This window comes from Polaribacter sp. Asnod1-A03, from assembly GCF_045063585.1.
Classification (GTDB): Bacteria; Bacteroidota; Bacteroidia; order Flavobacteriales; family Flavobacteriaceae; genus Polaribacter.
This window is the reverse complement of the sequence record NZ_JBEFOE010000009.1, coordinates 745,680-764,311: the sequence shown is the minus strand read 5'-3', so window position 1 is coordinate 764,311 and position 18,632 is coordinate 745,680. Positions and strand designations below refer to the sequence as shown.

General features: G+C 26.5%; 18 protein-coding genes. 5 read left to right on the top strand and 13 right to left on the bottom strand.

What is annotated here, in order from left to right:
• Positions 1 to 3 precede the first annotated feature (3 nt).
• Positions 4 to 1,074 (bottom strand): PorV/PorQ family protein, encoded by a 1,071-nt coding sequence (locus ACJJVY_RS03860; RefSeq protein WP_405605356.1) that lies wholly within the window; start codon positions 1,072 to 1,074, stop codon positions 4 to 6.
• Between the two features lie 72 nt (positions 1,075 to 1,146).
• A complete protein-coding gene (locus ACJJVY_RS03855) occupies positions 1,147 to 2,130 on the bottom strand; it encodes a YheT family hydrolase (protein WP_405605354.1) in 984 nt (327 codons plus the stop codon).
• 100 nt (positions 2,131 to 2,230) lie between these two features.
• Here ACJJVY_RS03855 and ACJJVY_RS03850 point away from each other — a divergent pair, with 100 nt between their 5' ends.
• Positions 2,231 to 2,944 carry a CDP-alcohol phosphatidyltransferase family protein gene (locus ACJJVY_RS03850; RefSeq protein ID WP_405605352.1) on the top strand — a complete coding sequence of 238 codons (714 nt, stop codon included), beginning with the start codon at positions 2,231 to 2,233 and terminating at the stop codon, positions 2,942 to 2,944.
• Positions 2,945 to 2,963: 19 nt separating this feature from the next.
• Positions 2,964 to 4,193: an ATP-binding protein gene (locus ACJJVY_RS03845; RefSeq protein WP_405605350.1), complete on the top strand. Its 1,230-nt coding sequence runs from the start codon at positions 2,964 to 2,966 to the stop codon at positions 4,191 to 4,193.
• Here ACJJVY_RS03845 and lptB read toward each other — a convergent pair.
• From lptB to ACJJVY_RS03825, 4 genes are all read right to left on the bottom strand, one after another.
• Complete coding sequence (lptB, locus tag ACJJVY_RS03840; protein ID WP_405605348.1) at positions 4,190 to 4,927, bottom strand: LPS export ABC transporter ATP-binding protein; 738 nt, start codon at positions 4,925 to 4,927, stop codon at positions 4,190 to 4,192. The two genes, ACJJVY_RS03845 and lptB, sit on opposite strands and share 4 nt — an antisense overlap.
• A 126-nt stretch (positions 4,928 to 5,053) precedes the next feature.
• The gene (locus ACJJVY_RS03835) at positions 5,054 to 5,398 is read right to left on the bottom strand and encodes a carboxymuconolactone decarboxylase family protein (RefSeq protein ID WP_405605346.1); all 345 of its coding nucleotides are present in this window, start codon (positions 5,396 to 5,398) and stop codon (positions 5,054 to 5,056) included.
• The gene (gene tatC, locus ACJJVY_RS03830) at positions 5,382 to 6,200 is read right to left on the bottom strand and encodes a twin-arginine translocase subunit TatC (RefSeq protein ID WP_405605344.1); all 819 of its coding nucleotides are present in this window, start codon (positions 6,198 to 6,200) and stop codon (positions 5,382 to 5,384) included. Before tatC ends, ACJJVY_RS03835 begins: the two co-directional genes overlap by 17 nt.
• A complete protein-coding gene (locus tag ACJJVY_RS03825) occupies positions 6,200 to 7,168 on the bottom strand; it encodes an SIS domain-containing protein (RefSeq protein WP_405605342.1) in 969 nt (322 codons plus the stop codon). Before ACJJVY_RS03825 ends, tatC begins: the two co-directional genes overlap by 1 nt.
• 140 nt (positions 7,169 to 7,308) lie before the next feature.
• On the opposite strand from ACJJVY_RS03825, the gene ACJJVY_RS03820 reads away from it, so the two are divergent.
• Positions 7,309 to 9,492, top strand: a complete 2,184-nt coding sequence (locus ACJJVY_RS03820; protein ID WP_405605340.1) for a RecQ family ATP-dependent DNA helicase — start codon at positions 7,309 to 7,311, stop codon at positions 9,490 to 9,492.
• A gap of 76 nt (positions 9,493 to 9,568) precedes the next feature.
• On the opposite strand, the gene ACJJVY_RS03815 is transcribed toward ACJJVY_RS03820, so the two are convergent.
• From ACJJVY_RS03815 to ACJJVY_RS03785, 7 genes are all read right to left on the bottom strand, one after another.
• Positions 9,569 to 10,210 (bottom strand): response regulator, encoded by a 642-nt coding sequence (locus ACJJVY_RS03815; RefSeq protein WP_405605338.1) that lies wholly within the window; start codon positions 10,208 to 10,210, stop codon positions 9,569 to 9,571.
• 60 nt (positions 10,211 to 10,270) lie between these two features.
• A complete protein-coding gene (locus ACJJVY_RS03810; RefSeq protein ID WP_405605336.1) occupies positions 10,271 to 12,205 on the bottom strand; it encodes a sensor histidine kinase in 1,935 nt (644 codons plus the stop codon).
• Positions 12,206 to 12,207: 2 nt separating this feature from the next.
• On the bottom strand, positions 12,208 to 12,717 hold the full coding sequence (locus ACJJVY_RS03805; protein ID WP_405605334.1) for a hypothetical protein: 510 nt from the start codon (positions 12,715 to 12,717) through the stop codon (positions 12,208 to 12,210).
• A 121-nt stretch (positions 12,718 to 12,838) separates the two neighbouring features.
• Positions 12,839 to 14,530, bottom strand: coding sequence for an ATP-binding protein (locus ACJJVY_RS03800; protein ID WP_405605332.1), 1,692 nt, complete (start codon positions 14,528 to 14,530; stop codon positions 12,839 to 12,841).
• A gap of 1 nt (position 14,531) precedes the next feature.
• Complete coding sequence (locus tag ACJJVY_RS03795) at positions 14,532 to 14,996, bottom strand: hypothetical protein (protein ID WP_405605330.1); 465 nt, start codon at positions 14,994 to 14,996, stop codon at positions 14,532 to 14,534.
• A 111-nt stretch (positions 14,997 to 15,107) separates the two neighbouring features.
• Positions 15,108 to 15,785, bottom strand: a complete 678-nt coding sequence (locus ACJJVY_RS03790; protein WP_405605328.1) for a ZIP family metal transporter — start codon at positions 15,783 to 15,785, stop codon at positions 15,108 to 15,110.
• Complete coding sequence (locus ACJJVY_RS03785) at positions 15,782 to 16,507, bottom strand: methyltransferase domain-containing protein (RefSeq protein ID WP_405605326.1); 726 nt, start codon at positions 16,505 to 16,507, stop codon at positions 15,782 to 15,784. The genes ACJJVY_RS03790 and ACJJVY_RS03785 overlap by 4 nt, the downstream gene beginning before the upstream one ends.
• A 110-nt stretch (positions 16,508 to 16,617) precedes the next feature.
• Here ACJJVY_RS03785 and ACJJVY_RS03780 point away from each other — a divergent pair, with 110 nt between their 5' ends.
• The gene (locus tag ACJJVY_RS03780) at positions 16,618 to 17,805 is read left to right on the top strand and encodes a class I SAM-dependent RNA methyltransferase (protein ID WP_405605323.1); all 1,188 of its coding nucleotides are present in this window, start codon (positions 16,618 to 16,620) and stop codon (positions 17,803 to 17,805) included.
• Between the two features lie 179 nt (positions 17,806 to 17,984).
• Positions 17,985 to 18,455, top strand: a complete 471-nt coding sequence (locus tag ACJJVY_RS03775) for a nuclear transport factor 2 family protein (protein WP_405605320.1) — start codon at positions 17,985 to 17,987, stop codon at positions 18,453 to 18,455.
• Positions 18,456 to 18,632 lie beyond the last annotated feature (177 nt).

Sequence of the window (18,632 nt, the reverse complement as noted above, 5' to 3'; positions counted from 1 at the left end):
AACTTAAGGTCTAAAAAAACGATAATCTATCGTGATAGAAAAAATATTAGAATATAAAGCATTACCAATACTACCAATATTAGTTAAGGCATAATCTATTTTAATGCCATTATACTTAAAACCAACACCAAAATTGGGTTGCATAGAAAGTGATTGAGAATCATCAAACTCAGTGATATATTGAAAATTACCAATACCAGCTCTTAAATATACAATTTGGTCATAATCTAATTGAAATCCCATAGCAGGATCTATACTTATAGCTTCAGAAGAAAAAATATCATTTGTTTCTGTAAAACGTACATTGGCATTTACTTCTGTAAGCAAATTAAAAAAGCGACTAATATCCCAATATTTGGCAACACCTAATTGTAATTTCGGTTTTGTAATTTCGGTTGTTTCTGGTAAGTCTTCATTTTGTCCAGGTATGGCGTCTTTAATTTTATTAAACTCATCTTCATTAATTGCCCAACTATTAAAAGTTGTCGTAATATCTCTAGCCATTAATCCAAAGTGCCAAGAATTACGTTCAAATTGTATTCCGGCATCAAAACCAAATCCCCAAGAAGAAGCAAAATCACCAATAATTCTTCTTACAATTTTTGCATTTACTCCAAATTTAACATCTTTAAATATTAAGTTTCTAGCATAAGCAAAATTAAAAGCATAATCTACAGAAGAAAAAAGCTGAATTCTATTAAAATCTATATTTCCTTCGTTATCAATTAATTCTGTAGTGTTTAAAATATCATCTACTCCAAAACGAATTAAAGAAAAAGCAACAGTACTTTCTCTATCAATAGGTATGGCAAAACTAGCATGATTGTAATTAGCGATACCAGCAAAATAAGAAGCATGCATTAAAGAACCTTGATAATCTTTTATACCAACCAATCCAGCAGGATTCCAATAAATAGAATTTACATCATTTGTTGTGGCAACAACACTTTTACTCATACCTAAACCAGCTGCATCAACACCTATTGATAGAAACTCGTTAGAGTAACTTCTAAAAGCTTGTGCAGTTAAAAGTAGTGGCGTAAATAAAAAAAGAAATAATAGTTTGTGTTTCAAATTGATGAAAAATTATCAGTAACAAATATCTAAAAACATACTAAAATAACAGTAGTTTTTTTAAGTTATTGTTTACAATATTAGATTCTGTATGTTTTCCATTATAAATTTTTCAATTCTATCTTCTAACCAACTATTTTTAGAATTATCAAAAGAAGAGATAAAACCACAATGACCGCCATAATTTGTAACTTCTAAAAAGAAGCTGTTAGAGCTATTAGCTTCATCAAAAGGATAACATTTTTTTGATAAAAAAGTATCGTCTTTAGAATTTATTAATAAAGTAGGGATTTTAATTTTAGATAAATGAGGTTTAGAACTCGCTTTTGCCCAATAATCTTCTGGATTTTTAAATCCAAAAACAGGAGCAGTGTACACACTTTCTAAATGTTTAAAACGTGTTGCTTTAGAGATTTTCTCTTTGTCTATATATAGTTCTGGGAATTTTTCTGATTTTTCTAAAATTTTGGTTTTCATACTTTTTAGAAATCGATTTAAATATATTTTGTTTTTAAATTTTTCTAACTCTAATTCGCCAGTAGCAATGTCTATAGGAACAGAAATTGCAATTCCGACTTTAATTTTGGGTGATATCTTTTCAGCTTGTTCTCCAATATATTTTAAAATTAAATTACCACCTAAACTAAAGCCTAAAATAACTATACTGTCGTAATTATAATTTTTTAAAAGGTGATTTATTACAAAATCTACATCTTCTGTCTTTCCACTATGATAAGTTCCTAAAAGTAGATTATCATCACCAGAACAGCCTCTTAAATTAAAGCAAACAGCATCTAATCCTTTTTTATTTAAATGATTAGTGGTTGATATTATGTAGTTAGATTTAGAACTTCCTTCTAAACCATGAATCAATAATACCAAAATTTTAGAACCAACTAAAGAAAAATCTAGATCTATAAAATCGTTATCCCAAGTAGTAATTCTTTTTCTTGAATAATTGTTAGATTCTTTTGTGAAAACAGACCTATAAATAGTGTTTAAATGTGCATTTTTAAAAGGAAAAGAAGGAGAAAAATCAGATATTAATACTGGCATATAAAAGTGTAATTATAGCAAATGTCTTAAAAAAAAGTTGATAAACCTCTTCTTGAATGTATGATTTCTTATTTTAGCTTTTTAAATTAATTATTAAAAAATGACATTAAAAAAACACATTCCTAATTTAATAACACTTGGCAATCTTTTCTGTGGTACAGTTGCAACTATTTTTGCTGTTGAAAGTAATTTTGTTGGTGCCGGTATATTTGTTGTTTTAGGAATTGTATTCGATTTTTTTGATGGATTTGCAGCAAGATTATTAAATGTTTCTGGAGAACTAGGGAAACAATTAGATTCTTTGGCAGACATGGTTACAAGTGGGGTAGTACCCGGAATTGTAATGATGAAATTAATTCAATTGAATATATTTAATACTCCACATTCTTTTTTTCAAGATTCTATATTAGGTATTTCACTTTTGGGCTTAATTCTAACTTTAGGTGCTTGTTATAGACTTGCTAAATTTAATATTGATACAAGACAGTCTGATTCCTTTATAGGTTTACCAACACCTGCAATGAGTTTATTTGTAATTTCATTACCTCTAATACAAGAATATTCTACAATAGAATTTGCGCAAAACTTAATTACAAATAATTATTTTTTAATAGTAATTACAATATTATTAACTTATTTAATGAATGCAGAATTACCATTATTTTCTTTAAAATTTAAAGATTATTCTTTAAAAAAGAATATTGTTGTTTACCTTTTTCTTTTAGCATCATTAATTTTAATTTTGTTATTTAATTTTCTTTCTGTCCCAATTATTATTATATTGTACATTCTTATATCGCTAATTAAAAAATAATTATTTAAAACTTAATTTTATGGAAGCCCCTCAGATTCCCGAAAACGAAGATAAAAGGTTAGAAGTTTTAAAAAGTTATAGCATTTTAGATTCTTTACCAGAAGAAGAATATGACGCAATTACAAAAATAGCTTCTAGTATATGTAATACTTCTATAGCACTTGTTTCTATAGTAGATGAAGATAGACAATGGTTTAAATCTACTTATGGTATAGATGCTACAGAAACACCAAGAGAAGTCTCTTTTTGTGCTCATAGTATTTTAAATCCAAATGAATTGTTTGTTATTAATGATGCGAGAAAAGATAAGCGCTTTTCTGATAACCCTTTAACTGTAAATGCACCTAATGTAATTTTTTATGCAGGTGCTCCTTTAAATTCTTCAGAAGGTTTCCCTTTAGGAACTTTATGTGTTATTGATAGTAAACCTCATGAATTAAGTGAAAATCAAAGAGAATCTCTTTTATTGCTATCGAAACAAGTAGTAGCTCTCTTAGAACTTAGAAAAAAAAATAAACAGTTAGAATTATCTAACCAAAAAGTAACTAAGTTAAACGAACAATTAAATAATTTTGCTAGTCGATTAACTCATGATTTAAAATCGCCAATAAACGGTATTAGTTTTTTATTGGATGTTTTAAAGCAAGATTATATTTCTATTTTTGAAAATACAGAAGCCGAAGAATACCTTACTTTAATTTCCGATAGAATTGTTTATGTTGATAATTTAATTAATGAAATTTTAAACTATTCTAAAGTAACGAGTGAAAATATTATTTATGAAAATGTAAAATTAAAAGATCTTTTAGATAAGATTGTTAAAAATATAGATTTCGAGAATAAAATATTTTTAAACACTAGTAATTTAAATATAGAAGTGTACAGTTCTAGTATAGGATTGGTGCAAGTTTTTCAGAACTTAATTTCTAATTCTAGAAAATTTTATGATGAAGATAGATCAGAAATTACAATAAAATATACAGAAGATTTAGACTTTTATTATTTTACATATGAAGATAATGGACCTGGTATAGAAGAAAAATACTGGAAAAAAGTATTTGATATGTTTGAAACATTAGATTCTAAAAATAATAATAGTACAGGAGTAGGATTAGCAACTGTAAAATCTATAATAAACAGACTTGGTGGTAAAATAGAGTTAAAGAAAAGAGATAATGATGAAAAAGGCGTTTGTTTCTATTTTTATATTTCTAAAAAAGAAAATATTCTTTTAACTAAAAAAGACTAAGAAAACTTTCTTTTTTTTAATTCAAAGTCTTTACCAAGATATACTTTTCTTACCATTTCATCTGCAGCTAACTCTTCTGGCGTTCCGCTTTTTAAAATACTACCTTGGTACATTAAATAAGTTTTATCTGTAATTGCTAAGGTTGCTTGTACGTCATGATCAGTAATTAAAATACCAATATTTCTATCTTTTAAATGAGCAACAATATTTTGTATATCTTCTACTGCAATTGGGTCTACACCTGCAAAAGGTTCATCTAATAATATAAATTTAGGGTCAGAAGCTAAACAACGTGCAATTTCTGTTCTTCTTCTTTCTCCACCAGATAATAAATCTCCTCTGTTTTTACGAACATGACCAATATTAAATTCTTCAATTAAAGACTCTAATTTTATTTTTTGTTCTTTTTTTGATAAACCTGTAAATTGTAAAACAGACATAATATTATCTTCTACAGAAAGTTTTCTAAAAACAGAAGCTTCTTGTGCTAAATAACCAATCCCTTTTTGTGCACGTTTGTACATGGCATCTTCGGTAATTTCTTGATCATTTAAAAATATTTTACCAAAATTAGGTTTAATCATTCCCACAATCATATAGAAAGAAGTTGTTTTACCGGCCCCATTAGGCCCTAAAAGTCCAATAATTTCACCTTGCTGAACTTCTAAAGAAATTCCTGTAACAACTTTTCTACTTCCGTAGATTTTTTCTATATTTTCTGCTTTTAAAATCATATTTTAAAATATGGTGTAATTGTTTAATTGTTGAAAGGTGTAATTGTAAGTTGTGTAAAAGTAATAAATTATGTTTTTTTAAATCTTAAGAGATTCATAACATTCTTTTTTTACTACTAAAAACAGTTAGTTATTTTCTAACGCTTCCCAATATTCTACAGCTCTTCTTAAGTGAGGTATAACAATTGTACCACCAACTAAAGTAGCAATAGACATAGTTTCCATCATTTCTTCTTTAGTAACTCCACTTTTCATTGCGGCTTCTAAATGGTATTGTACACAATCATCACACCTTAAAACAGCAGAAGCAACCAAACCTAAAAGCTCTTTTGTTTTAATTGGTAAATGACCTTCTTTAAAGGTATTAGTGTCTAAATTAAAAATTCTTTTTATAACTTTATTATCAGAATTTAAAATTTTACCGTTCATTTCTTCTCGGTAGTCGTTAAATTCTTTAACTTTTTTGTGCATCTTTTTGTTGTTTTTTGATTACAATCTTAGAAACTTTAATACTGATTTCATATAATATAAGAATAGGAATTGCTACAATAACTTGGCTAGCAATATCTGGTGGTGTTATAATAGCTGCCAAAATTAATACAACTACTAAAGCGTGTTTTCTATATTTCTTTAAAAACTCTGGTGTAACTAAACCTATTTTAGTTAAAAAATAAATTAAAACAGGTAATTCAAATAAAATTGAAATTCCTAATAACATATTGGTAACAAGACCTATATGAGAGTCCATTGTAAAGTTATTCTGAATTAAATCTGTAATTTGATAATTATATAAGAAATGAATAGAAATAGGGGCAATTACATAAAAGCTAAAAGCAATTCCGATAAAAAAAAGTAAGGAAGCAATAAATATAAAACCTTTAGATTTATTAGCTTCTTTTTTTGTTAAACCAGGCGCTATAAATCGCCATGCTTCCCATAAAATATAAGGAAAAGATAAAATGATACCTAAAATTAACGAAGACCAAATAGCGTTCATTAATTGCTGTGTAGGTTTTAAACTAATTAAATTATCTTTAAAACTAACATTACAAAAATCACTATCTACACCTATAAAAGTAAAAAAATCACAAAATAGTTGATAAGTTATAAAATCTGGTTTTCTATGTGCTAATAAAAAACTCTCATATACTTGTTTTTGAAATACGAAAAGCACAATTGCAATAATAAAAATTGCAGTTACACTTCTTACAAGGTGCCATCTTAATTCTTCTAAATGACCTAAAAAGGACATTTCTTTTTGTTGTTCTGCCATTAGAAAATTCCTTCTTTAATTAAATCATGTATATGTATTACACCAATATAATTGTTGTTGTTATCAATAACTAACATTTGGCTTATACTATTGTTCTCCATTATATGTAGGGCATCTATAGCCATTGCATCTTCTAAAATAGTTTTTGGAGTTTTACCCATTATATCTTTTGCTGTAAATTTAGAAATCTCTGTAGTTTTAGAAAGCATTCTTCTAATATCTCCATCGGTAATAATACCTGTTAAGTTATTGCTATTTAAAACAGCAGTAACTCCTAATCTTTTTTCAGAAATTTCTACAATTACTTTAGCAATGCTATCTGTTTCTTCTACTTTAGGGATTTCGTTATTTTTTACTAAATCAGCAACTCTTAAATATAAACGTTTACCTAATGTGCCTCCTGGATGATATTTAGCAAAGTCTTTACTTGTAAAACCTCTTAGGTTTAATAAACAAACAGCTAATGCATCACCTAAAACCAATTGAGCAGTTGTACTTGTTGTTGGAGCTAAATTATTGGGACAAGCTTCTTTTTCTACATATGCATTTAAAGTAAAGTCTGCATGTTCACCTAAAAAAGAGTCTATATTGCCAGTAATAGCAATAATTTTATTTCCATAATTTTTAATTAACGGAACTAAAACTTTAATCTCTGGTGTATTTCCGCTTTTAGATAAACAGATAACAACATCATCTTTCTGCACATTTCCTAAATCTCCATGTATAGCATCTGCAGCATGCATAAAGATTGCAGGGGTTCCTGTAGAATTTAAAGTTGCTACAATTTTAGTAGCAATATTTGCACTTTTACCAATACCTGTTACAACAACTCTTCCATTAGAATTTAAAATAAATTTAACGGCATCTTCAAAATTTACATCAATTAAATTCGCTAAATTAGCAATAGCATTGCTTTCTATTAATATAGTTTCTTTAGCTGCTTTAATAATTGTATTTGTATTATTCAATAGTTTCGTATTTTATTGATAAAAAAAAAAGTTATATCTTTAGATTAAGAAATGGGCAAATTTACTATAAAAAACAGTTAGTGCAAATATTAATAGTATGTTTGTGTGTTGATTTTAAGGTTAAATAAATATTTACATAAATGGATTTATATAGTCCTCTAAAAAAATTCTTTGGTTTTAACAAATTTAAAGGATTACAAGAGCAAGTAATTAAAAGTATTGTAGAGAATAATAATACTTTTGTAATAATGCCAACAGGTGGTGGTAAATCACTTTGTTACCAATTACCCGCTTTAATGGCAGAAGGTACAGCAATAGTAGTTTCTCCATTAATTGCTTTAATGAAAAACCAAGTTGATGCAATTAGAGGTATTTCTGAAAACAATGGGGTCGCTCACGTTTTAAATTCATCTTTAAATAAAACAGAAGTTGCACAGGTTAAAGAAGATATTACAAACGGCATTACAAAACTTTTATATGTAGCACCAGAATCTTTAATAAAAGAAGAATACGTAACTTTTTTAAGAACCCAAAAGATTTCTTTTGTTGCTATTGATGAAGCACATTGTATTTCTGAATGGGGACATGATTTTAGACCAGAATACAGAAATTTAAAACATATAATTAAAGCGATAGATAATGTACCAGTTATCTGTTTAACAGCAACAGCTACAGAAAAAGTACAAGAAGATATCTTAAAAACTTTAGGTATTACAGATGCAAATAGATTTAAAGCTTCTTTTAATAGAGCTAATTTGTTTTATGAAGTAAGGCCTAAAACTAAAGAAGTAGAAAAAGATATTATCCGATTTGTAAAGCAAAGAGAAGGAAAATCTGGAATAATTTATTGTTTAAGTCGTAAAAAGGTAGAAGAAATTGCTCAGATTTTACAAGTAAACGGTATTAAAGCAGTGCCTTATCATGCAGGTTTAGATGCAAAAACTCGTGTTAAGCATCAAGACATGTTTTTAATGGAAGATTGTGATGTAGTTGTAGCTACTATTGCTTTTGGTATGGGAATTGATAAACCAGATGTTCGTTTTGTAATTCATCATGATATTCCTAAAAGTTTAGAAAGCTATTATCAAGAAACAGGTAGAGCAGGTAGAGATGATGGAGAAGGATATTGTTTAGCTTTTTATGCATACAAAGACATAGAAAAGTTAGAGAAGTTTATGGCAAGTAAGCCAGTTGCAGAACAAGAAATTGGTCATGCACTTTTACAAGAAGTTGTTGGTTATGCAGAAACTTCTATGAATAGGCGTAAATATTTATTACATTATTTTGGTGAAGAATTTGATGTTGAGAATGGAGAAGGGGCAGACATGGATGATAACTCTAGAAACCCGAAGAAAAAACACGAAGCTAAAGAAGATGTAGTAACTTTATTAGAGGTTGTAAAAAAATCTTTACAAAAATATAAAGCCAAAGAAATAGTTAATACATTAATTGGTAAGGAAAATGCTCTTTTAACATCTCATAAAACACATTTACAACCATTTTTTGGTAGCGGTAAAGATAAATCTCCGCTTTATTGGATGGCTTTAATAAGGCAAATTTTAGTTATTAACTTAATCAGAAAAGAAATAGAGCAATACGGAGTTATTAAGTTAACAGAACAAGGAGAAAAGTTTATAAAAAAACCGACTTCTTTTATGATGACAGAAGATCATACATATAATGAAGAAAATGATAATGCAATTATTACAAATTCTAAATCTTCTGGTGCTGTAATAGATGATAAATTAATAAAATTATTAAAAGATTTACGTAAAAGAGTTGCTACTAAACAAGGAGTTCCTCCTTTTGCAGTTTTTCAAGATCCATCTTTAGATGACATGGCTTTAAAATATCCAATTACATTACCAGAACTTTCTACAGTACATGGGGTTGGTGAAGGTAAAGCAAGAAAATTTGGTAAAGATTTTGTAAAGTTAATTGCAACATATGTAGAAGAAAATGATATTTTAAGACCAGATGACTTAATTGTAAAAAGCACAGGTACAAATTCTGGATTAAAACTTTTTATTATACAAAATACGGATAAAAAATTACCTTTAGAGGATATTGCAAAGTCAAAAGGGCTTGAAATGAGTGAGTTGATAAAAGCAATGGAAGGAATTATTTTTTCTGGTACAAAGCTAAATATTGATTATGCTGTAGATGATTTATTAGACGAAGATCAACAAGAAGAAATTCATGATTATTTTATGGAAGCAGACACAGATAATATACAAGAAGCTTTAGATGAATTTGATGGAGATTATGATGATGAAGAATTGCGTTTAATGCGTATTAAATTTATTAATGAAGTTGCAAATTAATTTCTAGTTATAATTAAAAAATAAAAGAGGTTGAATATATTGATATTCAACCTCTTTTATTTTTTTAAAACGATATTTAAAACTGATATTTCATATCAATAGCATATTTCATTAACTCATTGGCAGAAGATAAATTAAGTTTTTTTATCATATTTTTTCTGTGTGTATCTACAGTTGTTTTTGCTATAAATAATATTTCGGAAATATCTTTTGATGTTTTTCCGTTTGCAATTAAACCTAAAATTTCGATTTCTCTTTTAGACAAAATTACGTTATCCGATTTTCCGATTGTAACATTATCATCAATATAATTATTCATAAAATTAAAAGCAACATTAGGGTCAAAGAAAGTTTCTCCTTTAGTAACAGATGTAATAGCTTTTGATAACATTTTAATACCAGAATTTTTTAAAATATAACCAGTTGCACCAGCATCAATCATTTGTTTTATGGCATCTGGCTGATCAAACATTGTCATGGCTAAAACATTTATGTTTGGGTTGTTTTGTTTAATAATTTTTGTAGCTTCAATACCATCCATTTTTGGCATTCTTATATCTGTAATAACCAATTTTGGCTGTTTTAAAGCAACTACTTTTACAAGTTCTTCTCCATTGTTTACAGAGTCAATTATTTTAATATTATCATCAAATTCAAAAAAAGATTTTACGCCATCTATTAACATTTGATGATCTTCAGCCATTATAATTGTAATCATAGTTTCTTTTTTATAAAAATAGTACTTTTTATTAAAGTAAAAATACCTATAACTAAGTATTTATGAAACAGGAATATCTATAATTATAGAGCTTCCTTTACCTAGAGTAGAATCAATTTCAAAGGTTCCGTTTAAGTGTTCTATTCTAGTTTTTATAGAACTGATGCCCATTCCGTTATTTAAATTTACTTTTTTAATATTAAAACCTTTTCCATCATCCTCTATAATTATGTTCAGGTTTTTATCATACAAAGAAATATTTATAGTTGCATTTTTAGCATCTGCGTGTTTAATTATATTGGTAACCAATTCTTGTATAATTCTAAAAAGTGTAATTTCTAAAGTATTTTCTAAGCGTTTGTCTAGACCAAAATGTATAACCTCAATTTGAATTTTATCTGCTGATGAAATCTTTTCAGCCATCACTTGTATAGCTAATAACAAACCTTGATTTGCAATAACACCTGCATTTTTTGCATGTGCAATCCTACGTACTTTTAAATAAGCTTCATCAATTAAATTTTCTGTTTTATTAAAAAGTTCTTTTTGATCTATTTTCTTTTTTTCTCTGTTAATTTTTAAGTTTTCGAAATGTAGTTTTAAAGTAGCTAAAACAGAACCTAAATTGTCGTGTAAATCTTCTGCAATACGTTTGCGTTCCTTTTCTTGACCATCTACCATGGCATTTATGGTAGTAATTTCTTGTTCTTTTAAAAGTGTTAGGTTTTTTATTGTTTCTAATTCTTTTTCTTGTTCTGCAAGTTTTCTTTTTCTTTTGGAGTTTTTTAGTGATAAAGTTGCAATAATACTTATTAAAATAAGTGAAGAAAGAGTGACAATTAAAAAGCTTAAATTTTGTTTTCTTTTAGTATCTAGTTCAAAAATTTGCTTCTCTTTTTCTACTGTTTTATTCTTAATTTCTAAGGAAGAAATGAGATTGTTTTGATTTTTAAAATTTAAGGAAATACTATTTTGAAACCCTAATTTCATAGCTATAAACGCCGAATCTTTTTTGTTTAAACCATAATACATTTCGCTTATATATAAATTATAGACAAATTTATTTCTTAAAGGCGTTATTTTACTTTCAAAAGTTTTACTTTGATTTAAATAATTAATTGCTTCTAAGAATTGTTTTTTTTCAGCTAACTTTCTGGCCAATTCTTTTAAATTTTCGTACTTGTATTTATTAAAAAAAATATCCTTTTTGTTTTCTAATAATTTAAGTTCGTATTTTAAATTGGTTAAGGATAGTTCTATATCATTATAAGAGAGTATAAGTGCTTTTAGATGATAATATTCTATATTTATACTGTTATTTTTATCGAAAAGAATAATTAAACTTTCTAATTTTTTAAAACAGTCAAGACTTATTTTAGTTCTTTTATCAATTTTTGATTTAAAATCTGTTTTTAACAATCCTATTTCATTTAAATAAATTTTGTACTCGTAATATTTAAAAAGGTATACCTTGTTATTTTTACTTAATTTAAATAGTTGATCTAAATATTTTTCTACATTATCATCGTTATTTATAATACCATTTTTAAATATATTCAATATTAAAATTAAAAACTCTCTTTCTAAAAAATCGGTATTTAATTTTTTGGAAAGTTCTAATCCTTTATATGCATAATCAAAGGCTTTTAATCTATCATTTTTGTAAGATATTTCATTTTCAGAAAGAATTAATAAATCTAATAATAACTCAAGATTTTCTTCCCTATTTTTTATAACAATATTTTTTAAAATACCATCTGCGTTGTGTTGTTTAAAACCATTACACTTTTTAATTTCGAAATAAATTCTAATTTTATTATTTAAACTAGTATTTTCTATCTTGACTATTACTTCAGAGGCTTTATTGATTTTTAACTGTTGAATATCTTCAAAAAAACTAGATAATAGATCTCTATCATTAATACTATTCCTTGTTTTTTGAGTACTTAAAGAAATATTTAATAATATAAAAAGGTAAAATAAATTAAAATACAAACTTATATTAATTTATTATTTCCAACAATACATAATTTTGCGCTTGCAGATGTTATTGATTCAGAGTTTTTAATTTCTTCTTTTATTTGAGCAATATAAGTATCTGCTTCTATCGTTTCTATCTCATATGGCGTTTTATATGAGGTTGTAAAATTAGGAAGCTCATATTCAGAAACTAATAAAGATGATAATTCTGTCTCTTTTGCGCTTACTCTCTGACAAATTAAATATTGTCCCTTTTTTAATTTTGTTTCTATACAATCTGTACCTTTTTGGGTAGATGTATATATTTTAATATGTATACAACCACTGGTTTCGTCAACTTTAACGATTTTCTTAATTTTAATTTTTACGGGTCCTTTATAATTTACAATTGAAAATACGATTTTGTATTTATCATTTTCAATGTTTGTAAATGATGCATAAACGCAATAAAAGGTGCCTAGTTCAAATGAAGCTAATACTAATTGTTTTTCTGTTGAATCCAATTCAATTGATGTTCTAAAATCCATTCTTTAAGTTTTTATTTGGTTAGTTATTTTCCGAATGTCAAAAATATTTGTAGCAATCTATTTACCTATAAATAAGTAATTATAGGTAGTTAAATATAGTTAAAAATTATAACTTAAAAACTTAATTTACAGGAATGTCTAAAATAATAGAGCTTCCTTTTCCTAAAGTAGAATCTACTTTAAAATTACCATTTAAATGCGTTACTCTGGTTTTTATAGAACTAATACCCATTCCATTATTTAAATTTACTTTATTAATATCAAAACCTTTTCCATCGTCTTCAATAATTATGTTCAGGTTTTTATCGTACAAAGAAATATTTATAGTTGCATTTTTAGCTTCTGCATGTTTTATAATATTAGTTACCAATTCTTGAATAATTCTAAAGACACTAATTTCTAAACTATTATCTAAGCGTTTATTTAATCCAAAATCAACTACATCAATCTGTATTTTATCTGCAGATGATATTTTTTCTGCCATCATTTGTACAGCAGTTAATAAACCTTCGTTTGCAATAACTCCTGCATTTTTTGCATGTGCAATACTGCGCACTTTTAAATAGGCTTCGTCAATTAATTTTTCAGTTTTATCAAAAAGTACTTTTTGGTCAATTTTTTTCTTTTCATTATTAATTTTAAGATTATCAAAATGGAGTTTTAAAGTTGCTAAAACGCTTCCTAAATTATCATGTAAATCTTCTGCAATTTGCTTGCGTTCTTTTTCTTGACCATTAACCATGGCATTAATAGTGCTAATTTCTTGCTCTTTTATAAGCGTTATGTTTTTTTGAGTTTCTAATTCTTTTTGTTGTTCTGCTACTTTTCTTTTTTTGGTTGAGTTTTTAAAGAGTAAAATAGAGATAATACTTCCTAAGAAGATAATAACTAAAGATGCGATTAATTGATTTTGTTGTTTTTCTTTATCAATTTCTAATTGAAGATTTAATTTCTCTTTTTTTTCTGTTTCGTATTTTATATTTAAATCTGAAATTGCAATATTTTGTGCCGTATTGTTTAAACTATCTCTAGCAATATTATATTTTTCGTAATATTCGTAAGCATTTTTGTGTTTGCCATATAATTTATAAGTATTGGCAAGATTTCTGTAAATTATTTTATTATATTTTAATTTGTAATGTTCAATTTCTATAGCTTCAGCTTTTTTTAAGTATTCAATAGCTTTATTGTATTTTTTTTGGTTTTTTAAAAAAATCGAATAGTTTATATATGTTCCGGCTAATACATCATTATTCATAAATTTTTTTAATTCTAATGCTTTATTGTAATACCGTGTTGCAGTATCTGGATACTTTTTAGTATGTAAATACGCTAAATTAGAATAAATGCTTACTTTATATTTTGATAATTTTTTATTCTTGGTCAGCTCTAAACCTTTTAAATAATAACCTTTAGAAAGGTTAACAGAATCAGCATTCCAAAAATATTGAGCATATCTATTTGCTGCTTTTAATAAATTTAGAGAATCTTTTTTTTCTAAAGCATAATTATAATATTCATCAAGATAAGGTTTAGAGTTATCTTCTAAATTATTTTGAGAAGTAATGAGTTCAAATAATTCTAAATTACATTTTGCAATACTATCTTTTAAATCTAAATTTTTATATAAATCTAGCGATTTTATAAAATTACTATACGATTTAAAATGTTTATTCTTATAATCAAATTCTTTTCCTTTTTTAAAATAAAAATAGGCAGAATCTAATTTAGTATTTTGACCATAAGAAAAACTACAAATTAAAAAGATGATAATTTGTAGTTTTTTAAATTTAAAATATAGATGAATTAGCATTTTATGGTCCAGTAATAATTACGCCACCTCCTTCAGTTTCATCAGGATTAAAACGTGATTCCTTATTTTCTTTAGCATATAAACCAGGATAACTTCCTTTATCATTATATATAAAAACATGTAATTTCTCACAAGAACTTAAATCAAAGTTATTAGAAATTGTTTCTAAGTTTTCTTCTTTAATTTCTAATGTGACAATTTCATTTTTTTCCTTATCTCTTATTCTAGCTCCTTCAGAATTTGAAATATGGATTACTAAAATTTGACCGAAAAAAAGATTATAAAAATGTACTCCTTCAATATTTATTTTTTTATCAATGGGAAAACATACATTTAAAGTGTTTTTATTAGTAAAATAACTATCAAATTTTTCTATATCTAAATTTTTTTCATATTTTATTTGTTCACTATATTTAATTCCTCTGTAGCTAGGTTTCGGTGGGTTCGTAAAATTAAGGTTTTTCATGATATTTTACTTTCTAGTTGGTTATTAATTATCCAAATATCCAAAATTTATATAAGTTTTCATATACCTATATATAGGTATATTAATATCATTAAGAATAAGTAAAAAATATTATAAAGTAAAGATAGTAAGTAAAATACCAAAAAGAATGGCAATAAATTTTTGTAAATTAAATTTATGATTTTCAGAACCCTCAAAAAGAATAATTGTAGAAATGTGTAAGAAAACACCAATTATTAATGCGGTTATTTCTGTTTCATAGATAGTAAAAAAAGGAATTTTATCACCTAATAACAATCCTAAAGGACTCATTAATGCAAAAACGGATAAAAAAAGAAAAGTAGTTTTTTTAGAATATTTTGTATTAATTAAAAATGTTGTTAACACAACAGCAATTGGCATTTTATGCACAATAATTGCCCAAAGTAAGTTACTGTCAGAATTATGGATGGGTAAACCTTCCGAAAATGCATGTAAACATAAACTTATAAAAAGTAATGTTGGAAATTTTTTTTCATCAGAATGAATATGAATATGACCATGTTCTGCTCCTTTAGAAAAAGATTCTAACACAGACTGAATGATAAGCCCTATTAATATGAAAATACCAACTTTTTTGTAAGCTGTAGTTTCGGTATACACTTCTGGTAATAAATGTAAAATAGTTACAGATAATAAATAAGCACCACTAAAAGCTAACAATAAACGTACAACTTTTTGTGATGGTTTTAAAATAAAAACTAATATAGAACCAATAAAAACAGATGCTATTAAAAGAAGGTAACTCATTTTGCAACCAAAATTAATCTATTAGAAGTCTCAATATTAAAGTTGGTTAAATTATAATCGCCAAAAACATTTGTAATTGCAAAACCAGCTTCATTAAAATAGGCTTTCATTTTATCAAGGTCTAAATATTTTACTCTTTCTGTAAAAGAATGATTTTTACCATCTGCATAAAAAGAAATATTTTTTAAAATAAATCCATCGGTAATTTCTCTTGTAATATAAAAGGTAATATCGTCTACCACTTTGGTTTCTTTGGCAACTAAATTAGCCTTAACAAAAGCGGCATTTAAAAAGTCGAAAACAAAAACACCATCTTTTTTTAGTCCGTTTTTAATGTTTTTAAGAATTAGAATATCTTCTTTATCTTCATCAAAATAACCAAAACTTGTAAACAAATTAAAAACAGTATTGTAGGTGTTTTTAAAAGGTTTACGCATATCGTGTACTTTAAATTTTAAAGTGTCGTTTTCAAATTTTTGTGCAGTTTTAATACTGTTTTCAGCCAAATCACCTCCGGTAACTTTATATCCTAAAGAATTTAAAAAAACAGAATGTCGCCCTTTGCCACAAGGTAAATCTAAAATATGGGTGGTTTTTGGTAAATTTAAAAAAGCAGTTATGTTTTTCATAAATAACTGTGCTTCTTCATCATTTCTATCTTTGTATAAAATATGATAATAAGGGGTGTTAAACCAATCTGTAAACCAATCTTTTGTTTTCATAAGTACTTTGAGTCTGTAAAAGTAACTAAATCTTACGTTTCTTAAAATGAATTTCGTAATTAGTATAAAACCTATTTTTTAATAGTATTTTTGCAGTCAATTTTACAAGTATGGAAAGAGATTTTAAAATGACGGCAACAACCCTTTTTGGTTTAGAAGGTGTTTTGGCAGAAGAGTTAAAGAAATTAGGAGCGCAAGATATAAAAGAAGGTATTAGAAGTGTTTCTTTTAGAGGCGATACAGGTTTTATGTACAAAGCAAATATTGCTTTAAGAACTGCGGTAAGGATTTTAAAACCGATTAAAGTTTGTAAAATTTACGATGAAGAGGATTTATATGAGGCGATTCAAAAAATAAAATGGGAAAACTTTTTAGACGCAGAAGGTACTTTTGCCATAGGAGCGGTTGTAAATTCTAAGAATTTCACATCAAACTCTCATTATATCTCTTTAAAATCGAAGGATGCAATTGCAGATTATTTTCGTCATAAATACCATAAAAGACCTAATGTAGATTTAAAATATCCAGATGTTAAAATTCACGTTCACATTCATAAAGAATGGTTAACAGTTTCTTTGGATTCTTCGGGCGATTCTTTGCACAAACGTGGTTATAGAACAGCAACAAATATTGCCCCTATTAACGAAGTTTTAGCAGCAGGTATGGTTTTATTATCTGGTTATACAGGCGATGAAAATTTTATAGACCCAATGTGTGGTTCTGGTACAATTTTAATAGAAGCCGCAATGATTGCCAATAATATTCCTGCAAACATCAACAGAAAATTATTTGCTTTCGAAAATTGGAAAGATTATGATGAAGATTTGTATTTTACAATTCAAGAAGCATTGTTAAAGAAAATTCGATCTTCTCATTTTAAAATAATGGGTTTCGATAAAGCACCATCTGCCGTACAAAAAGCAAAAGATAATATAGAAAATGCCAATTTAGATGAATTTATTGGCGTGCATCATGTAAATTTTTTCAATTCAACCAAAGAAGTTTTTGGTAACACCACTATTTTATTCAATCCGCCTTACGGAGAGCGTTTAAATATAGATACAGAAGAGTTTTACAAAAAAATTGGCGATACGCTTAAACACAATTATCCAGGTTCTACGGCTTGGTTAATTACATCAGATACAGATGCTTTAAAGTGTGTAGGTTTACGTACTTCTAAAAGAATTGCACTTAAAAATGGAGACTTAAATTGTAAGTTTGTAAAATACGATTTGTATGAAGGAACACGTAAGTTTAAAGAAAATAAAGAAACAACAGATTTAGATTCTGAAGATTAACTTTTTTTAGAAGCTATTTCCTGCTTTTCGTTGTATCTTTTTGTGAAAAACAAAAAGGACGTCACTACAATCAGGGCTAAACTTATTTGCTAGCAAAAGTACAATATTAAATTTATTGTAAAATTTATGATAATATTTTATAAAATTAACTAAATTGCAAGGTTAAAAATTAGAATATTATGACTAATTGCGAATTAGTAAAAAAATTTTATACGGCATTTTCTAATGGTAAAGCATCAGAGATGGTAGAATGTTATCATAAAGAAATAGTATTTAAAGACCCTGTTTTCGGAACATTAAAAGGAGAAAAAGCTATTAACATGTGGCAAATGTTGTTGTCTAACAGAAGTGAAACAACAGAAATATTTTTTAAAAGTGTAAAAGCAAATGAAGAAGAAGGTTCTGCTGTTTGGATTGCAAAATACACTTATGGAGAAAAGAAACGTGAAGTAACTAATGTTGTAAATGCTAGTTTTAAATTTAAAGACGGTAAAATTATAGAGCATACAGATTTTTTTAATATATGGTCTTGGTCTAGACAAGCTTTGGGTTTCACAGGACTTTTATTAGGTTGGACTGCTTTTATGAAAAATAAAATTCAAAAGACTACAAATCAAAAATTATCAGAATTTATGTCTAAAGATAATTAAGCATAAATCAGTAATTAATATTTACTTTCATTCATTAAGTATTTAAACTTCAGTTATTATTTTTCGTAATTTTAATATTTGTATAAAACCATAATCTTATACTTTTTTTTATCACTTTAGTAATAGTATTGTACTTTAATTTTATTATTGTAGATTTAGGCCTTTTTTGAAAAACAA